This is a genomic window from Pseudomonas sp. efr-133-TYG-23 (genome assembly GCF_030209215.1).
Taxonomy (GTDB): domain Bacteria; phylum Pseudomonadota; class Gammaproteobacteria; order Pseudomonadales; family Pseudomonadaceae; genus Aquipseudomonas; species Aquipseudomonas rhodesiae.
Genome location: NZ_JARVSL010000013.1, coordinates 190,625 through 208,193 on the forward strand (window position 1 = coordinate 190,625; position 17,569 = coordinate 208,193).

Sequence of the window (17,569 nt, forward strand, 5' to 3'; positions counted from 1 at the left end):
CGCCTCAGTTCACCCACACGCGCGCGTTGCGGAACATGCGCATCCAGGCACCGTCTTCGTTCCACTCTTCCGGACGCCACGAGTTCTGCACGGCGCGGAACACGCGCTCCGGGTGCGGCATCATGATGGTCACGCGGCCGTCGCGGCTGGTCAGGCCGGTGATCCCACGCGGCGAGCCGTTCGGGTTGGCCGGGTAGGTCTCGGTGACCTTGCCGTGGTTGTCGACGAAACGCAGGGCCACGGTGCCGGACAGGTCGGCTTCCAGCAGTGCCTCTTCGCTTTCGAACTCGGCATGGCCTTCACCGTGGGCGATGGCGATCGGCATGCGCGAACCGGCCATGCCTTGCAGGAAGATCGAGTTGGACTCCTGCACCTGCACCATGGCGACACGGGCTTCGAACTGCTCGGAGCGGTTGCGCACAAAGTGCGGCCAGAACTCGCTGCCCGGGATGAGCTCGTGAAGGTTGGACATCATCTGGCAACCGTTGCACACACCCAGGGTGAAGCTGTCGTTGCGCTCGAAGAAGCCCTGGAACGCATCGCGGGCACGGCTGTTGAACAGCGCCGACTTGGCCCAGCCTTCGCCGGCACCCAGCACGTCGCCATAGGAGAAACCGCCACAGGCCACCAGGCCCTTGAACTCGTTGAGGTCGACACGACCGGCGAGGATGTCGCTCATGTGCACGTCGATCGCATTGAAGCCGGCGCGGTCGAACGCCGCCGCCATTTCCACCTGACCGTTGACGCCCTGCTCACGCAGCACCGCCACCTGTGGGCGGATGCCTTTCTTGATATACGGCGCGGCGATGTCCTGGTTGACGTCGAAGCTGAGCTTGGTGCTCAGGCCCGGGTTGTCTTCTTCCAGGATCACGTCGAATTCCTGCTCGGCGCAGTCGGCGTTATCGCGCAGGCGTTGGATCTGGTAGCTGGTCTCGGCCCACTGGCGTTGCAGCAGACGACGCTGGCCGCTGAACACGGTGTCGCCGTTGAAGGAGATATTGATTTCGCCGTTGTTGATCGGCTGACCGATCACCGCGACGCAATCGGCCAGGCCGGCCGCGCTGAACTGAGCCAGCACATCCGGAGTGGCGTCCTGACGGACCTGGATCACTGCACCCAACTCTTCGTTGAACAGGATGCCGTTGATCTCGGAGGCATCCTCGGCAACGCTGTCGAGCACGATGTTCAGGCCGCAGTGACCGGCGAAGGCCATTTCCACGACGCTGGTCAGCAAGCCGCCGTCGGAACGGTCGTGGTAGGCCAGCAGGTGGCCGTCGGCGTTAAGGCCCTGGATCACGGCGAAGAAGGCTTTGAGGTCTTCGGCGTCGTCGACGTCCGGGGCCTGCTTGCCGAGCTTGCCGTGGGTCTGCGCCAGGATCGAGGCGCCCATGCGGTTCTGGCCACGGCCCAGGTCGATCAGCACCAGGTCAGTGGTGCCCTTGTCCATGCGCAGTTGCGGGGTGAGGGTCTGGCGGATGTCGGTAACCGGGGCAAAACCGGTGACGATCAGCGACAGCGGCGAGGTGACGCTCTTGTCGGTGCCGTCTTCGTTCCAGCGGGTGGCCATGGACATCGAGTCCTTGCCCACCGGGATGGTAATGCCCAGCTCAGGGCACAGCTCCATGCCGACGGCTTTCACGGTGTCGTACAGGCGCGCGTCTTCACCCGGGTGGCCGGCGGCAGACATCCAGTTGGCCGACAATTTGATGTCGGACAGCTTGCCGATGCGCGACGCGGCGATGTTGGTGAGGGTTTCGCCAATGGCCATGCGGCCCGACGCCGGAGCGTCCAGCAGGGCCAGCGGGGTACGCTCGCCCATGGCCATGGCTTCACCGGTATAAACGTCGAAGCTGGTGGCGGTGACGGCCACGTCAGCCACCGGGACCTGCCACGGGCCGACCATTTGGTCACGGGCCACCAGGCCGGTGATGGTGCGGTCGCCAATGGTGATCAGGAAGCTCTTGCTCGCCACGGCCGGGTGATGCAGCACGCGTTCGATGCTGTCGGCCAGTTCCAGCTTGCTTGGGTCGAAATCATCGCCCAGTTCGGTTTCACGTACCGCCGAACGGTGCATGCGCGGGGCTTTGCCCAGCAGCACTTCGAGGGGCATGTCCACCGGGCTGTTGCCGAAGTGGCTGTCGGTGACGGTCAGTTGCGGTTCGGCAGTGGCTTCGCCGACCACGGCAAACGGGCAGCGCTCACGCTCGCAGATGGCCTGGAAGCGCGCGAAGTCGTCGGCGCCGACGGCCAGCACGTAACGCTCCTGGGATTCGTTGCTCCAGATTTCGTGCGGGGCCATGCCCGGCTCGTCGTTTGGAATATTGCGCAGTTCGAAGCGGCCACCACGGTCGCCATCGTTGACCAGCTCCGGGAAGGCGTTGGACAGACCGCCCGCGCCGACGTCGTGGATAAAGCTGATGGGGTTCTTGTCACCCAATTGCCAGCAACGGTCGATGACTTCCTGGCAACGGCGTTCCATTTCCGGGTTTTCGCGCTGTACGGACGCGAAGTCCAGGTCCGCCGAGCTGGTGCCGGTGGCCATGGAGGAAGCAGCGCCGCCGCCCAGGCCGATCAGCATCGCCGGGCCGCCGAGCACGATCAGCTTGGAGCCGACCAGGATCTCGCCTTTCTTGACGTGTTCTTCACGGATGTTGCCCATGCCGCCGGCCAGCATGATCGGCTTGTGGTAACCGCGCACTTCATCGCCACGGGGGGTGGTGATGGACTGTTCAAAGGTACGGAAGTAGCCGGTCAGGGCCGGACGGCCGAACTCGTTGTTGAACGCGGCGCCGCCCAGCGGGCCTTCGATCATGATGTCCAGCGCGTTGACGATGCGCTCCGGCTTGCCGTACGGCACTTCCCACGGCTGTTCGAAGCCCGGGATCTGCAGGTTGGAGACGGTGAAACCGGTGAGGCCGGCCTTGGGCTTGGCGCCGCGACCGGTAGCACCTTCGTCGCGGATCTCGCCGCCGGAACCGGTGGCTGCGCCTGGGAACGGGGCAATCGCGGTCGGGTGGTTATGGGTCTCGACCTTCATCAGGATATGCACCGGCTCCTGCACCGCGCCGTATTGGCGGGTCTCGGGGTCCGGGAAGAAACGGCCGGCGACGGAGCCGACGATTACCGAGGCGTTGTCCTTATAGGCAGAAAGAACACCTTCGCTGTGCATCACGTAGGTGTTCTTGATCATGCCGAACAGGCTTTTTTCCTGGCTTTCGCCGTCGATGTCCCAACTGGCGTTGAAGATCTTGTGACGGCAATGCTCGGAGTTGGCCTGGGCGAACATCATCAGTTCGATGTCGTGGGGGTTGCGCTTGAGGCCGTTGAAGGCGTTGACCAGATAGTCGATCTCGTCTTCGGCCAGGGCCAGGCCCAGTTCGGTATTGGCCTTCTCGAGGGCGGCGCGGCCACCGCCGAGCACGTCAATCGCGGTCAGCGGCTTGGGCTCGGCATGGCTGAACAGACCGGCGGCCTGTTCCAACTGACCGACGATGATCTGGGTCATGCGGTCGTGCAGGCTGCTGGCGATCAGCTCGGCTTCGGCCTCGCTGAACTGCCCGGCGACGTAGAAGGCGATACCGCGTTCCAGGCGCTGGATATTCGACAGGCCGCAGTTACGGGCAATGTCGCTGGCCTTGCTCGACCAGGGCGAGATGGTGCCGAACCGTGGCAGAACCAGGAACAAGCGGCCGGTCGGCTCTTGAACGGGAACGCTTGGGCCGTACTTCAGAAGGCGTGCCAGCACTTGCTGTTCGTCGGCGGTCAAAACGCCGCTCACGTCGGCGAAGTGAGCAAATTCAGCGTACAAGCCTGTAACAGCTGGAACCTTCTGGCTCAGTTGCTCAAGGAGTTTGCTGTGGCGAAAGGCAGAAAGGGCAGGAGCGCCGCGCAGGATCAACATCTTCGGGACAGCCTCGGGAAGGGGTGTGCTTTGAGGCCGTGCATTCTAGCGTAAACCGCCGCCAACGGCACCCGAAACGGCATCGCTGGCCGCTGCCGAACGTCAGTTGGCCGCGATTGCACCTTATCGCGGCGGCATCCGCTGCATTCCGCGCAGTTATTTTAACCGTCACAAACGCCCGCCAACGCCCATTTCTGCGGGCTGCAGCACAGTTTTGGCGGCGCTAGCAGACAAGTCCCGCGCTGTCGAGATATGGCGCCGTGGGCCGTTTGCGTATACTGCGCAGATGTTCTCCCCAACTGCTTTGCGCCCGCGATGCGCCAGATGGCTCATCGCAACCGGACTCTTCCTGATGCTCAGCGCCTGTGTTGATAAACCCAGCACGCTCGAGCGAATCAAGGAGGATGGCGTATTGCGGGTGGTTACTCGAAACAGTCCAGCCACTTATTTCCAAGACCGCAACGGTGAAACCGGTTTCGAGTACGAACTGGTCAAGCGTTTTGCCGATGACCTTGGGGTGAAGCTGGAAATCGAGACCGCCGACAACCTTGACGACCTGTTCGGCCAGTTGGGCAAACCCAACGGCCCGGTGCTAGCCGCCGCCGGCCTGGTGAGCAGCGAACAGCGTCAGCAACAAGTGCGTTTCTCCCATCCTTATTTGGAAGTCACTCCGCAGATCATCTACCGCAACGGCCAATCGCGGCCGACCAACGCGGCGGATCTGGTGGGCAAGAAGATCATGGTGCTCAAGGGCAGCACCCACGCCGAACAACTGGCCGAGCTGAAAAAGCAAAATCCTGCCATCGAATACGAAGAATCCGACGCGGTCGAGGTGGTCGATTTGCTGCGCATGGTGGACGAGGGCCAAATCGACCTGACCCTGGTGGACTCCAACGAAGTGGCCATGAACCAGGTGTATTTCCCTAATGTGCGCGTGGCCTTCGACTTGGGCAATGCCAGCAACCAGAGCTGGGCCGTGGCCGCCGGGGATGACAACAGCCTGCTCAACGAGGTCAACAGTTACCTCGACAAGGTGCAGAAGAACGGCACCCTGCAACGGCTAAAAGACCGCTATTACGGGCATGTCGACGTACTGGGTTACGTCGGCGCCTATACCTTCGCCCAGCATTTGCAGCAACGCCTGCCCAAATATGAAAAGCACTTCCGGGCATATGCCAAGGCAGAAAAGGTCGATTGGCGCCTGCTGGCGGCCATCGGTTACCAGGAATCACTGTGGCAGCCGGCCGTCACCTCCAAGACTGGCGTGCGCGGCCTGATGATGCTGACCCAGAACACCGCCCAGGCGATGGGCGTGTCCAACCGCCTGGATGCCCGGCAAAGCATCATGGGCGGCGCCAAGTACCTGGCCAAGATCAAGGACGAACTGGACGACAAGATCGCCGAACCGGACCGCACCTGGTTCGCCCTCGCCGCCTACAACGTGGGCACCGGCCATCTGGAAGACGCTCGCACGTTGGCCAAGCGCGAAGGCCTGAACCCGAACAAATGGCTGGACGTAAAGAAGATGCTGCCGCGCCTGTCGCAGAAGCAGTGGTATAGCAAGACCCGCTACGGTTACGCGCGGGGCGGCGAACCGGTGCACTTCGTGGCGAACATCCGGCGCTACTACGACATTCTCACCTGGGTGACCCAGCCGCAGCTGGAAGGCAACCAGGTGGTCGAAGGCAACCTGCATGTGCCGGGTATCGACAAGACCAAGCCGCCGGAAGACACCCCGCCACTCTGAGCGCAATATTTCAGACACCGCCAATTGGCTTTACTTGGCTCAAAGGCCGGTGAGCAGATGGACTACGCCGCCCGGTAACACCATCACGCCAGCAATACCCGACGCCCTTAACCCCGCCTCATCCAGCCGCCCCGCATCCTCCAACTGCACCCGCACCCGCGTCAGTGCCACGCGCTGTTGCGACTTGAGGTTATCCGCCCCGCCCAGCGCACTCAGCACCTCGGCCGACAACTCATTCTGCGTTGGCGCGGCTACGGTTTCCGCCACCAGATCCGGAGTAAGGGCCTTCCAGAACGCCCGCTGCAATTTCTCGAACATGCTCAAAGCTCCACGACAGGTGAGGTTTCAACGGTGGCCGCCTGGTACATGCGCAATGCCTCGCGCACTTGGGCGGCTTCTTCCAGGCCCAGGACCTGACGAGCGATGATCTGGCAGTCAGCCAGGTCCAGTTCGCGCACCGTGGCCTTGATAGTGGGGATCAACGGGACGCTGACCGACAGCTCATCCACCCCCAACCCGATCAACACCGGCACCGCCAGCGCTTCGGACGCCAACGCACCGCACACGCCTACCCACTTGCCGTGGGCATGGGCAGCCTTGACCGTTGTGTCGATCAGCCGCAATACCGCCGGGTGGAAGCTGTCGGCCTGACTGGCCAGGCGCGGATGGTCACGGTCCATGGCCAGGGTGTATTGGGTCAGGTCATTGGTGCCGATGGAGAAAAAGTCCACATGGGGAGCGAAGACATCCGCCATCAATGCAGCGGACGGCACTTCGATCATGATGCCCAGTTTCGGTAGCGTCGCGAGCCCGAGCGCCGCTGCTTCTTCTTGAAGAATCCGCCGAGCCAGGTGCAACTCAGAGAGCAGGCTGACCATCGGCAGCATGATATGCAGCCGCGCGAAACCGGCGCTGGCGAGGATCGCGCGAAACTGTTCGCGCAACAATTGCGGCCGCTCCAGGCATAGGCGAATGCCGCGCAGACCGAGGAATGGGTTGTTCTCGGCGTCCATCGGCACATAGGCCAAAGGTTTGTCACCGCCGACATCCAGGGTGCGCACCACCAGATTGCGCTCGGTGCCCAAGGCACGGGCGATGGCGGTGTAGGTGGCGGCTTGTTCGTCGGGGCTGGGGGCGCGGTTGCGGTCCAGGTAGAGAAATTCCGAACGCAGCAGGCCGACGCCTTCGCCGCCCAGGCCCAGGGACTGCTCCACTTCCGGCAACGAAGCAACGTTGGCGGTGACTTCGACATGATGCCCATCGCGGGTGATTGCAGGAACGCCAGCCTGCGCCATGTCCCGCTGATGACGCAGCAGCTGTTGCGCGCGCGCCGTTTCCAACTGCTCGATTTGCGCCAGGTCCGGGTCCAACTGCAACGTACCCTGATCGGCGTCCAGCAAGACATACCGAGCATTGGCCAGCGCCAGCGCTTCAGGCGACACGCCGCAAATCGCCGGCAGGCCAAGGGCCCGGGCGAGGATGGCGACATGGCTGGTGGCGCCGCCGCCGACCGTGACAAAGCCCAGCACCTTGCGCGTGTCCAGGCTGGCGGTTTGCGAAGGGGTGAGTTGCTCGGCGATCAGGATTGCGCGCTCGGGCAAGTCCCAGGCGCTGTCTTGAATGCCGAGGATCAGTTTCAACACACGCTGGCCGACATCCGCCAGGTCCGCGGCCCGCTCAGCGATCAGCGCATTGCCCAAGCCCTGGAAGAGTTCCACGGTGGCGGCGGTGGCACGGTTCCAGGCAAAGGCTGCGCTCTTGCCCTCGGCCAATAATCCGTGGGCTTGTTCCAGTAATGTCGGGTCTTCAAGCAGTTCCTGATGGGCACGAAAGATCTCCGCCTGGGCACTGCCGACGGCATCGTCCTGCAAGGCTTGAAGCGCTTGGGTCGCGGCCGCCAGACCACGGGCCAACGCTGCCTGCTCAACGGCCTGCCCGGCGCCCTGCTCAGTGATGTTCAACACAGGCTCGGCCACTTGAAACACTTGGCCGAACGCCGCCCCCGGCGATGCACACACGCCCCTTAGTAGCGTGGCCGACAACGCCGGTTGCTCCGGTGCCGTCGGTGTCGCGACGGCCTCGCCACAGCCTTGCGTCAACAACGCAACCAACGCCGCGATCGCGGCCTCGGCGTCTTCCCCCGCCGCACTCACTTGCACGCTGTCGCCCTGCACGGTTTGCAGGGCCATGATCGCCACCAGCGATTTGGCATTGGCGCTCTGGGTTTGCTTGTGCAGGTAGATGCTTGCGCTAAACGCTTTCGCGGCCTGGGCCAATACAGCCGCCGGGCGGGCGTGCAGGCCGTTGGCATTCGGCAAGGTCAGGGGCCTGGAGAACAGCGCGTCGCCCTCCTCCTCATCGGCCTCTTCTATCCGATTGCCAGGGGCTACCTGCAACACGGGCTGGCCCAGTTCTACCAGGCCGTTTGCCAAAGGCGTGAAGGGCTCGCCGCTGACCACCAGCATCAGGGTCAGCACACTGCGTGCGTTGAGCGCCACATAGTCGGCATCGAATTCGATCAGGGCTTGCCCCGCCTCCACCCGCTGGCCTTCCTCGACCAGACGGGTGAAGCCCTTGCCGGCCAGGCTTACGGTGTCCAGGCCGATATGCATCAGCACCTGCACGCCGTTGTCATCGGTGATGCTGACCGCATGCCCAGTGTCCTGGATATTGCTGATCACCCCGGCCAGCGGTGCGCAGAGGGTCTGCGATGTTGGGTCGATGCACAGGCCGTCGCCGATCATGCGGCTGGCGAATACCGGGTCGGGCACCTTGTCCAGCGCCAGCAGTACACCCGACAAGGGCGCCCGCAATTCCAGGGGTTGCGTTGCGATCATGACTTCACCTGCTGTTTTGTTCTGTAAAAATCACGGGGTAGATGCGAATGCCAGGGGTGACTTATTTCCACCAGTATTCAACCTGCACGCCCACGTTCGACCCATGCCGCGCCGTGCCATAGGAACCGGTGTCGGACAACGCCGAGCCCGCCGCCAGTTCATTCGCCGCACGCTTAGCCGCTTCGTTCCAGGTCGCATAGGTGTAGTACAAGCGCACTTCCGGTCGCGCCCAGAAATCCGGGCCTTTGGGCGACCAAGTCGGGGCGAAGGTGAATTTGCTCAGTTTGCGCGTGCCGCCGGTGGCGTCGACTTGATCGTGCCCCAGTTCGGTGACCAGTTTGAATTGTTCGCTGAGCGCATACGCAGGTCGTACGCCGATGGACATCCAGGTCTGATCCTGGCTGCCGGGCCGAATGTCCTTCTGGTACACCGCCTCGATCTGCCCACCGAAACGCGGGGTCACCTGCCAGTCGAAAAACTCCACGGCGCGATAACTTTTGCTGCTGTTGTCCAGGAAGGTATTGCCGGTGTAGCCCAGGCCGGTGCCGGGGCCTTCGCCGTACTGCAGGGCGAATTTGTTCTTGCCGCCCAGGAAGGGTTTTTGCACATGCTGCGCGGTCAGCGCCCAACCGCTGTGGGTATCACGCCCACCGGCCTTTTCGATATAGCTCAAGCCCAGCTCCAGCTCGCCGCCGGGGTTGGTCTTGAAGCCCGCGACGTTGAAATCGTGACGGGTGGCGTATTCCTTCTGGTACAGGTTGTCCTTGCGGGAAATCGCATAGCTGTACTTGAGGTCGCCGATCAGCACGTCCTCGATACCGCCGCCCGTGGCGCTCTGGTTCCAGTAGTAGAAGTCGGAAATATGGATGTCGTTACGTTTGTAGTAACGCCGACCGGCCCACAGCGAACCGCCGTTGAGGGCAGGCAGGTTCGACCATTGCGCATACATCTGCGGCATGCGCGCCGAGCCGTTGTCTTCGCCTTGGAATTTAAGGGCGCGGTCGTACTTGTTGTAGAGCGAGGCCATCGCATCGACGCTGAGTACCGAGCCATCGTCGAAGGTCAACAGGTCCTGACGCAGTTCCAGTTCGGCGTACTGCTCGCATTCGTTGCCCAGGCGGTATTTGGTTTGCGCCCCCGGCAACTGGAAACACTGCTGTGGGCCACTGCCCGTGGAAGTCCCCGCGCCACTGCGCAGGTAACCGGCAAATTCCAGGGCCTGGGCGCCGAATGGCAGACTCAGGCAGGAGGCAACGAGGCCGAGCTTTACGGTGGTTTTCATGAAGCACTCCAATATTTTTATTATGTTTTTTTGCAGCGCCCCTGCACTCCCATACAGGGGTTACAGCGGGTCTCAGTCCTTCAAATGCAGCACAAAAGATTCGTACGGACGCAACACCACCGTGGTGGTGCGTTGCGGGCAGTCGGGGTAGTTGCTGATCAGCAGGCGTTGCTCGGTCGCCGCACCAATCACCTGGTCAGGCAGTTGGATCTCACAGGGCTGGCCGTAGAAGTTGTTCAGCACCAGCAGGCGCTCGCCGAGGCCTTCGCGCAGGTAGGCCCAGACCTGCAAATGGTCTTGCAGCAGTGGCCGGTAAACGCCCTCTTGGATCAGCGGTTCGTGACGACGCAAGGCGATCAGCGCGCGGTAGTGGTGCAGCACGGAGTCGGGATCATCGAGTTGGTGTTCGACATTGATATGCGCCGCATTGGCCGGGATGCCGATCCACGGCTCGCCACTGCTGAAGCCCGCATTTGGCTGCGCGTTCCATTGCATGGGCGTACGGCCGTTGTCGCGGGACTTCTGCATGATCGCGGCCATGCTCGCCGCTTCGGATTCGCCCGCATCGCGCTTGAGGCGGAAGATGTTCAGGGTCTCCACATCGCGGTACTGCTCGATCCTGTCGAAGCCCGGATTGGGCATGCCCAGCTCTTCGCCCTGGTACACAAACGGCGTGCCTTGCAGGAAGTGCAGCGCAGTGGCGAGCATCTTGGCCGAGACCACGCGGTACTCGCCGTCATCACCGAAGCGCGAGACCACTCGCGGCTGGTCGTGGTTACACCAGAACAGCGCGTTCCAGCCGCCACCGGCCTGCATGCCCAGTTGCCAGTCGGAAAGGATCTGCTTGAGTTGCAGGAAATCGAAGTCGGCCTTCACCCACTTTTGCAGGTTCGGGTAATCCACTTTCAAGTGGTGAAAGTTGAAGGTCATCGACAGCTCTTTCGACTCGGGCCGAGAGTAGCGGATGCAATGTTCCAGGCTGGTGGACGACATTTCGCCGACATTGATCAGGTCATGCCCCTCGAAGACTTCGCGGTGCATTTCCTGCAGGTACGCGTGCACGTTCGGGCCATCGGTGTAGAAACGGCGGCCGTCGCTGCTGTCTTCAGGGAAATCGGCGGGTTTGGAGATCAGGTTGATCACATCCAGGCGGAAACCGCCCACGCCTTTGTCACGCCAGAAACGCATGAGCTTGAACACTTCGGCGCGCACCTTGGGGTTGTCCCAATTGAGGTCGGCCTGGGTGTGATCGAACAGATGCAGGAAATACTGGCCGGTTTGCGCCTCGTACTCCCAGGCCGAACCACCAAACTTGGATTCCCAGTTGTTCGGCTGGTCGCGCCAGATATAGAAATCGCGGTAGGGGTTGTCGAGGCTGCTGCGTGCCTGCTGGAACCATTCATGCTCGATGGAGGTGTGGTTGACCACAATGTCGAGCATCAGCTTGATGCCGCGCTTGGCCGCTTCGGCGATCAGCAGGTCGCAGTCGGCCATGGTCCCGTAGCTGGGGTCGATGGCGTAGTAGTCGCTGATGTCGTAGCCGTTGTCCCGTTGCGGCGAACGCAGGAACGGCGTGATCCACAAACAATCCACGCCTAGCCATTGGAGGTAGTCGAGCTTGTCCACGATGCCCAGCAGATCACCGGTGGCGTTACCCGCGTGACTGTGGAAGCTTTTGGGGTAGATCTGGTAGATCACCGAGTGTTGCCAGTCTTGCATGGTGGGTTCCTTTAGTAGGGTTTTGTGCTGGCCTCTCGGGCCTCATCGCGAGCAAATCGAACCGTCGCGCCGCCCTCCCACAGGGTGTAAGCATTCCAACTGTGGGAAGGGGGATTGCCCCCCGATAGCGATAGTTCAGGCGACGCGATAACCCGGCCGAACAATCTTCATGCTCAACGCGCAGGTCAAAACAAACGGCACGACCATCGCGATGACCATCCCGATCACAAACATCGCGATGGATTGCGGCACGATCGAAATAAACCCAGGCAAGCCTCCCACCCCGATGGCCGAGGCCTGCACCTTGTTCAGCGACAGGAAAATGCTGCCCAGGGCCGACCCTACCAACGCCGCATAAAACGGAAACTTGAAGCGCAGGTTCACCCCGAACATCGCCGGTTCCGTGATGCCGAAATACGCGGAAATCGCGGAGGTGGAGGCCATGCTTTTGTCCCGCGCATTGCGGGTGGTGTAGAACACTGCGAGTGCGGCACTGCCCTGGGCCAGGTTGGACATCACGATCATCGGCCAGATAAAGGTGCCGCCCTGGGTGGAGATCAGTTGCAGGTCCACGGCCAGGAACATGTGGTGCATGCCGGTGATCACCAGCGGCGCATACAGCAGGCCGAAAATCGCCCCACCGACCATCGGCGCCAGGTCGAACAGGGTGACCACGCCTTCAGTGATCAGGATGCCGAGGTGACGGGTCACCGGGCCGATGATTGCCAGGGCCAGCACGCCGGTGACCACAATGGTGGTGATGGGCACTACCAGCAATTGAATCGAATTGGGCACCCGTGCCCGCAGCCACTTCTCGATCACGCTCATCACGTAGGCGGCCATCAGGATCGGCAGGATCTGCCCCTGGTAGCCGACTTTTTCGATCCTGAACCAGCCGAAAATGTCGAAGTACGGCAGGCTCTGGCCATCCAGACCGGCGACGGCCTTGCCGTAATTCCAGGCGTTGAGCAGGTCCGGATGCACCAGCATCAAGCCGAGTACGATGCCGAGGATTTCACTGCCGCCGAAGCGCTTGGCCGCCGACCAACCCACCAGCGCCGGGAGGAACACGAACGAGGTATTGGCCATCAGGTTGATCAGGCTCCACAGGCCATCCAGGTTCGGATAGGCCTCCAGCAGCGTCTTGCCCTCGATGAACATGCCCTTGGCGCCCATCAGGTTGTTGATGCCCATGAGCAGGCCGGCAATGATCAGCGCGGGCAGGATCGGCATAAACACATCGGAAAACACGCGGACCAGGCGCTGCATGGGGTTGGTTTTGTCGGCGCCCTTCTTCTTCACGTCGGCGATCGTGGCGGCGGCCAGCCCGGTGATTTCGCGCAGGGCGGCGTAGACCTTTTCGACTTCGCCGGGGCCGATCACCACCTGAAACAGGCCGCCGGTAAAGAACGACCCCTTGACCAGATCGACCTGGTTCAGCGCGCTGCCATTGACCCGGCTGGGGTCCTTGAGCGCCAGGCGCAGGCGAGTCACGCAGTGTGCGGCTTGCTCCAGGTTGTCGCTGCCTCCGAGGTGCTCGAGGATCTCGCGGGCGATATTCGAATAGTCGTGGCTCATGCTTGGTTTCCACTTTGGTTTTTTTATTTGGGGGCAGTCATTGGCAGCACGCCGAAAGCAAAAGTACTCGTACAGACGAGTTAAAGCAACAACTCGTCTGTACGAGTTTGAAATTGTTTTTTCCTGATTTTCTGTAGGAATCTGCTGAGCCCCATGGAAGCCGCAGCAACCAAGGGCTCAATGGACAAACCCTATCGGTAGCACTAAGGTTCGAGCTTGAATAAGCCGGGCACAGAGCCATCCCCATGAGCAAATACAACCAGATCTATAGCGATCTGCTTGCCAGCATCACCACTGAACGCCTGCAACGTGGTACGCGCCTCCCCTCCGAAACCGAATTGATGGACAGCTACCAGGCCAGCCGAGGCACCGTGCGCCGCGCCATCGAACAGTTGCAGGAACGTGGCTTTGCGCAAAAGATCCACGGCAAGGGCACGTTCGTGTTGTCGCCCAACCCGATCGAGTTTCAACTGGGCGGCATCGTCAGCTTCCACGAAACCCACGCCGACCTCGGCGATGACGTCCTGACCGAAGTGGTCGAATTCACCCAGATCCCGCTGGAGGGTTCGCTGCTGCAACACATCGAAGCCGAACCCGGCACGCTGATCACCCGCATCAAACGGGTACGACACATCGATGGCAAACGCGTGATCCTCGACATCAACCACTTCGTCGCCGACCTGATCCCAGGCTTGGACCGCACCATTGCCGAGCAGTCGATCTACGCGTTCATCGAACAGACGTTGCAGCTGCAAATCAGCTACGCCCAACGCACCATCAAAGCCCTGCCCCGCAGCAAAGACGACCAGGCCCACCTGGACCTCGACGGCCAGAGCCATGTGATCGTGGTGAGCAACCAGACATTCTTCCAGGATGGACGGCAGTTCGAGTACACCGAGTCGCGGCATACATTGGATAAGTTTTATTTTTCGGATATTGCGCGGCGGTGAGCCGAGTCAGGAAAAAGCATTGGCGTTAAGTCATCTGCTACGAAGAACTCCCCCCTATGTTGAGTAGAGACTTTTCCTGCCGTCGGCCATTGGCCGGCGTCTGTAAAGCCTGGTTGGTGATGCTCAGCGTGCTGCTCATCGCCTGCCAGACGCCGCGTGAGGCGCTGCAACAACTGGCTCAAGAGCATGGCCGACACTGGGAGGTCTTGCCGGGACATGCGTTCCCCCTCTTCATCCTTGCACCGCGAACTGCCGAAAAAATGACTCGCCTGCGTGTCTATTTGGAAGGCGATGGGCATTCCTGGGCCACGGCCACACAACCCAGCCTGGACCCAAGCCCGCATAATCTCTTGGTGCCACGGCTGGCGGTCGACGATCCGACGCCGAACGTTTACTTGGCACGCCCCTGCCAGTTCGTGATGGCCGCAACCTGTCAAACCTCACTCTGGACCGATCGACGATTTTCTCAGGCAGTGGTCGACCGTCTCAGCCAGGCCATGGACCAACTGAAACAGCGATATGGCAATCGTGAGTTCGAACTGGTGGGGTATTCAGGAGGCGCCGCCCTGGCATTATTGCTGGCGGCGCAGCGCAATGATGTGACCCAAGTGCAAACCCTTGCCGGCAATCTCAGCCCACGTCTGTGGGCGGCGATGAAAGGGTTGTCCCCGCTCGACGGTTCACTGGAACCGCTGGACTACCGTGATCGACTCGTCTTAATACCCCAGCGTCATTTCATCGCAGAAGCTGACTCAATCATTCCGAGTCATTTAGCCGATCAGTACCAACAGGCACTTGGCTCGCCCCTCTCCCAATGCGTGCATGTACCAGGGGCAAGTCATGACAAGGGGTGGGAAGCGGCATGGAGCCGATGGGCTAAAACTCCGTTGGCGCATCAGCGTCTTGAGGCTGAGAGTAGGCAGATCCCTTTGAAACAACCCACTACCTCCCCCATCAGGCTCCGCGCGGCGCGTGACAGCGCCAATAACCCTGAAGTTCCAGCTATTGCTGATTAATTCCGCAAAGTTAAAAAAAATAACTGAAACGTCGCATTTTTTAGCTTTTTTCCCGGCCTTAATCATTTTCTTGATGAATTGTCCTACACGCATCGTGTAAATTCGGCCGCGCTTGAATCAGCACTCACTGACAAGCTGGCAGGGATGCCTAAAAGACGGACGCTGACGCGCGCGTTATTCCCTGTCAGTTTCCGCCCTGTAAGGATACTGCCTTGAACATTTCCCACCTGCGCCGCTCGTTGTTGGCGCTGTCCGTTGCGGCTGCCACTGCCACGGTCCATGCCGCACCCGCACCCGACTTCAACTATGACCTGAGCAACGGGGCCTACAACAGCGACGGCGATGTTTTCAATAACGCCACCCTGACCGGGACCTCGCAAAACGCAGGTGTCGGCCTGCTCAACGTGACCCTGGCGGGCAATCTGATCAATCAGGGCAACATCAACCTGACGACCACCAGCCCCAGCGACGTCCCGTCCGGCATCGCCGTACTCCTTAATTCCAACATCGCGGGCGACCTGGTCAATAACGGCGACATTACGGTGAGCGGCAACGGCGCGATGGGGCTGGACCTGTATCAGGCGAATATCGCGGGCAACGTAAACAACAACGGCAAGATCAGTGTGACTGGCCAAAACGCCAACGGCATGATGATCACCTCGACTCAGGCGCGCATCAATAACTCGGGCACGATCACCGCTCGCGGCCTCGATTCAGCGGGCATCGAGATCGAGAACGCGCGCTTCACCGGGCAGATGACAGGCGCGCCCTTCACAAGCGATATCAACAACAGCGGGACTATCTCCGGCGAAGGCATGGGTATCCACTTCGTCAACCTCGACACCTCCGGGGGCTTCGACACCCTCTCCATCAGGCAGACAGGTGGCCTGATCGAAGGCGGCATTGCGGCAATTCTGGTGAACGACAACGCCTCACCCTCGTACTTCTACTGGCAAGGTGGTCAGGTCAAGGGTGACCTGCTGGGCCTCAGTGGCGTGCTGGTGCAAGGCGAGGCGATGTTCGATGGCTCGACCATCCGCGCCGGTTTCGTCGATATCGACGGTGGCCGCCTGACGCTGCTTCGCCCGCAGACCACCATCGTCGGCGACCTCGACATGGACAGCGACACTGCGCGCCTGCGTCTGCTGCTTGATAACGACACACTGCCCAACGCGCCGATCCTGAAAGTCACCGGCAATACCTTCTTCTCTGCAGGCAGCCAGATCGAATTGCAGGCTCGCTCCGATGACTTCCGCACCTCGGCCGCGGGCAACCGCTACACCCTTATCAATTCCGGTACGTGGGAAGACCCGGAGAACCTGTCCGTGGTTTCCTCCTCGGCCCTGCTTGAAGTGAAGAACTTCGGCATTGAAGGCCAGGACGTGAAAGCACTGGTTGCCACCCGCAATGATGAGGTCGTCACACAAGACCTGCTGGGTGCCCACGGCTCGCGTAATGCGGTGAATGCCATCAAGCCGTTCAAGAACACGGTGATGGGCCAACTGGACGAAAGCGACCCGGTATTCCAAAGCTTCGCCAATGCCGCCACCGCCGAAGAGCTGGCCAAACTGGCCGAAACCCTGACCCCAGATGTCAGCCGCGGGGCGATCAACGCTGCCACCAACAGCCAGAACTTGGTCGCAAGCGCCATCAACCGTCGTGCCAGCAAAGCGCGCAGCGGTTTGTCCTCCGGTGACGTGCTGGCTGAACAAGGCGTATGGCTGCAAGCGCTGTCCAGCGATGCCGACCAAGACAGTCGCCACGGTGTCGCAGGCTACGACGCCAACACCAACGGCATCGCCGTGGGCGCCGACGGCAAGGTCAACGCCGAGACCACCGTGGGCCTGGCTTACAGCTACCTGACCAGCGACGTCAAATCCGACCTGGGCAACAAAACCGATGTCAGTGGCCACGCATTGACCCTGTACGGCAACTGGGCCCGTGACAACTTCTTTGTCGACACCTCGCTGATGTATGGCTGGAACGACAACGAATCCAAACGCTACATCGCCGGCACCCGTGCCAAGGCCGACTACGACAGTGAGATCTTTGGCGTCAACGCACTGGCCGGCTACACGTTCCAGCTCAACAAGCAGTGGCTGCTGGAACCTCAGGTCGGTGCGCGCTATGCCAATGTGTCGATGGATTCGTACCACGAGAAAGGCAGCTCAGCCGCCCTCAACGTCGGCAGCCAGCGCTATGAAATCGGCGAAATGGGCCTGGGCGCTCGCCTGGCGGCCGCTTTTGACCTAGGTGCAGGCAGCCTGGAACCGGAAGCCAAGCTGATGGCCTGGCACGACTTCATCGGCGACAAGGCCGGCACCACCTCCACCTTCGTGCTCGGCGGCACCCCATTCACCACCACCGGCGCCACACCAGCGCGCGACAGCTACGAGCTGGGCCTGGGTGCAAACTACCGAGTGGGCGCTTGGAGCGTGGGAGGGACATACAACTACCTGACCAGCAGTGGTTTCGACGCCGATACGTTCAGTGCGAACGTGCGTTACGACTTCTGATAAACCCCTTCGCTAGAAACAAC

General features: G+C 61.3%; 10 protein-coding genes. 4 read left to right on the forward strand and 6 right to left on the reverse strand.

Annotated features, from left to right (window positions below; all coding sequences use genetic code 11):
• Window positions 1-4 precede the first annotated feature (4 nt).
• Entirely contained in the window at window positions 5-3,901 is a 3,897-nt protein-coding gene (gene purL / locus QRN41_RS08635; RefSeq protein WP_034139200.1) for a phosphoribosylformylglycinamidine synthase, read from the reverse strand.
• 286 nt (window positions 3,902-4,187) lie between these two features.
• Here purL and mltF point away from each other — a divergent pair, with 286 nt between their 5' ends.
• Complete coding sequence (mltF, locus tag QRN41_RS08640; RefSeq protein ID WP_034100367.1) at window positions 4,188-5,648, forward strand: membrane-bound lytic murein transglycosylase MltF; 1,461 nt, start codon at window positions 4,188-4,190, stop codon at window positions 5,646-5,648.
• A 39-nt stretch (window positions 5,649-5,687) separates the two neighbouring features.
• Here mltF and QRN41_RS08645 read toward each other — a convergent pair whose 3' ends face one another.
• The 5 genes from QRN41_RS08645 to treP all read right to left on the reverse strand — a co-directional run bounded on the left by QRN41_RS08645 (window position 5,688) and on the right by treP (window position 13,064).
• Window positions 5,688-5,966 carry a PTS sugar transporter subunit IIB gene (locus QRN41_RS08645; protein ID WP_034100369.1) on the reverse strand — a complete coding sequence of 93 codons (279 nt, stop codon included), beginning with the start codon at window positions 5,964-5,966 and terminating at the stop codon, window positions 5,688-5,690.
• A 2-nt stretch (window positions 5,967-5,968) separates the two neighbouring features.
• Window positions 5,969-8,485: a phosphoenolpyruvate--protein phosphotransferase gene (ptsP, locus tag QRN41_RS08650; protein ID WP_285421454.1), complete on the reverse strand. Its 2,517-nt coding sequence runs from the start codon at window positions 8,483-8,485 to the stop codon at window positions 5,969-5,971.
• Window positions 8,486-8,546: 61 nt separating this feature from the next.
• Complete coding sequence (locus QRN41_RS08655; RefSeq protein ID WP_034139202.1) at window positions 8,547-9,767, reverse strand: maltoporin; 1,221 nt, start codon at window positions 9,765-9,767, stop codon at window positions 8,547-8,549.
• A 72-nt stretch (window positions 9,768-9,839) separates the two neighbouring features.
• Window positions 9,840-11,486, reverse strand: a complete 1,647-nt coding sequence (treC, locus tag QRN41_RS08660; RefSeq protein WP_094065489.1) for an alpha,alpha-phosphotrehalase — start codon at window positions 11,484-11,486, stop codon at window positions 9,840-9,842.
• Between the two features lie 135 nt (window positions 11,487-11,621).
• A complete protein-coding gene (treP, locus tag QRN41_RS08665; protein ID WP_167416630.1) occupies window positions 11,622-13,064 on the reverse strand; it encodes a PTS system trehalose-specific EIIBC component in 1,443 nt (480 codons plus the stop codon).
• 245 nt (window positions 13,065-13,309) lie between these two features.
• Between treP and treR the strand changes: the two genes are divergently transcribed.
• The 3 genes from treR (at window position 13,310) to QRN41_RS08680 (ending at window position 17,546) form a co-directional block, all read left to right on the forward strand.
• Window positions 13,310-14,014, forward strand: coding sequence for a trehalose operon repressor (gene treR, locus QRN41_RS08670; protein WP_034100378.1), 705 nt, complete (start codon window positions 13,310-13,312; stop codon window positions 14,012-14,014).
• Between the two features lie 119 nt (window positions 14,015-14,133).
• A complete protein-coding gene (locus QRN41_RS08675) occupies window positions 14,134-15,030 on the forward strand; it encodes an alpha/beta hydrolase (RefSeq protein WP_243269793.1) in 897 nt (298 codons plus the stop codon).
• Between the two features lie 212 nt (window positions 15,031-15,242).
• Window positions 15,243-17,546 carry an autotransporter family protein gene (locus QRN41_RS08680; protein ID WP_103387571.1) on the forward strand — a complete coding sequence of 768 codons (2,304 nt, stop codon included), beginning with the start codon at window positions 15,243-15,245 and terminating at the stop codon, window positions 17,544-17,546.
• The last annotated feature ends 23 nt before the right edge of the window (window positions 17,547-17,569 follow it).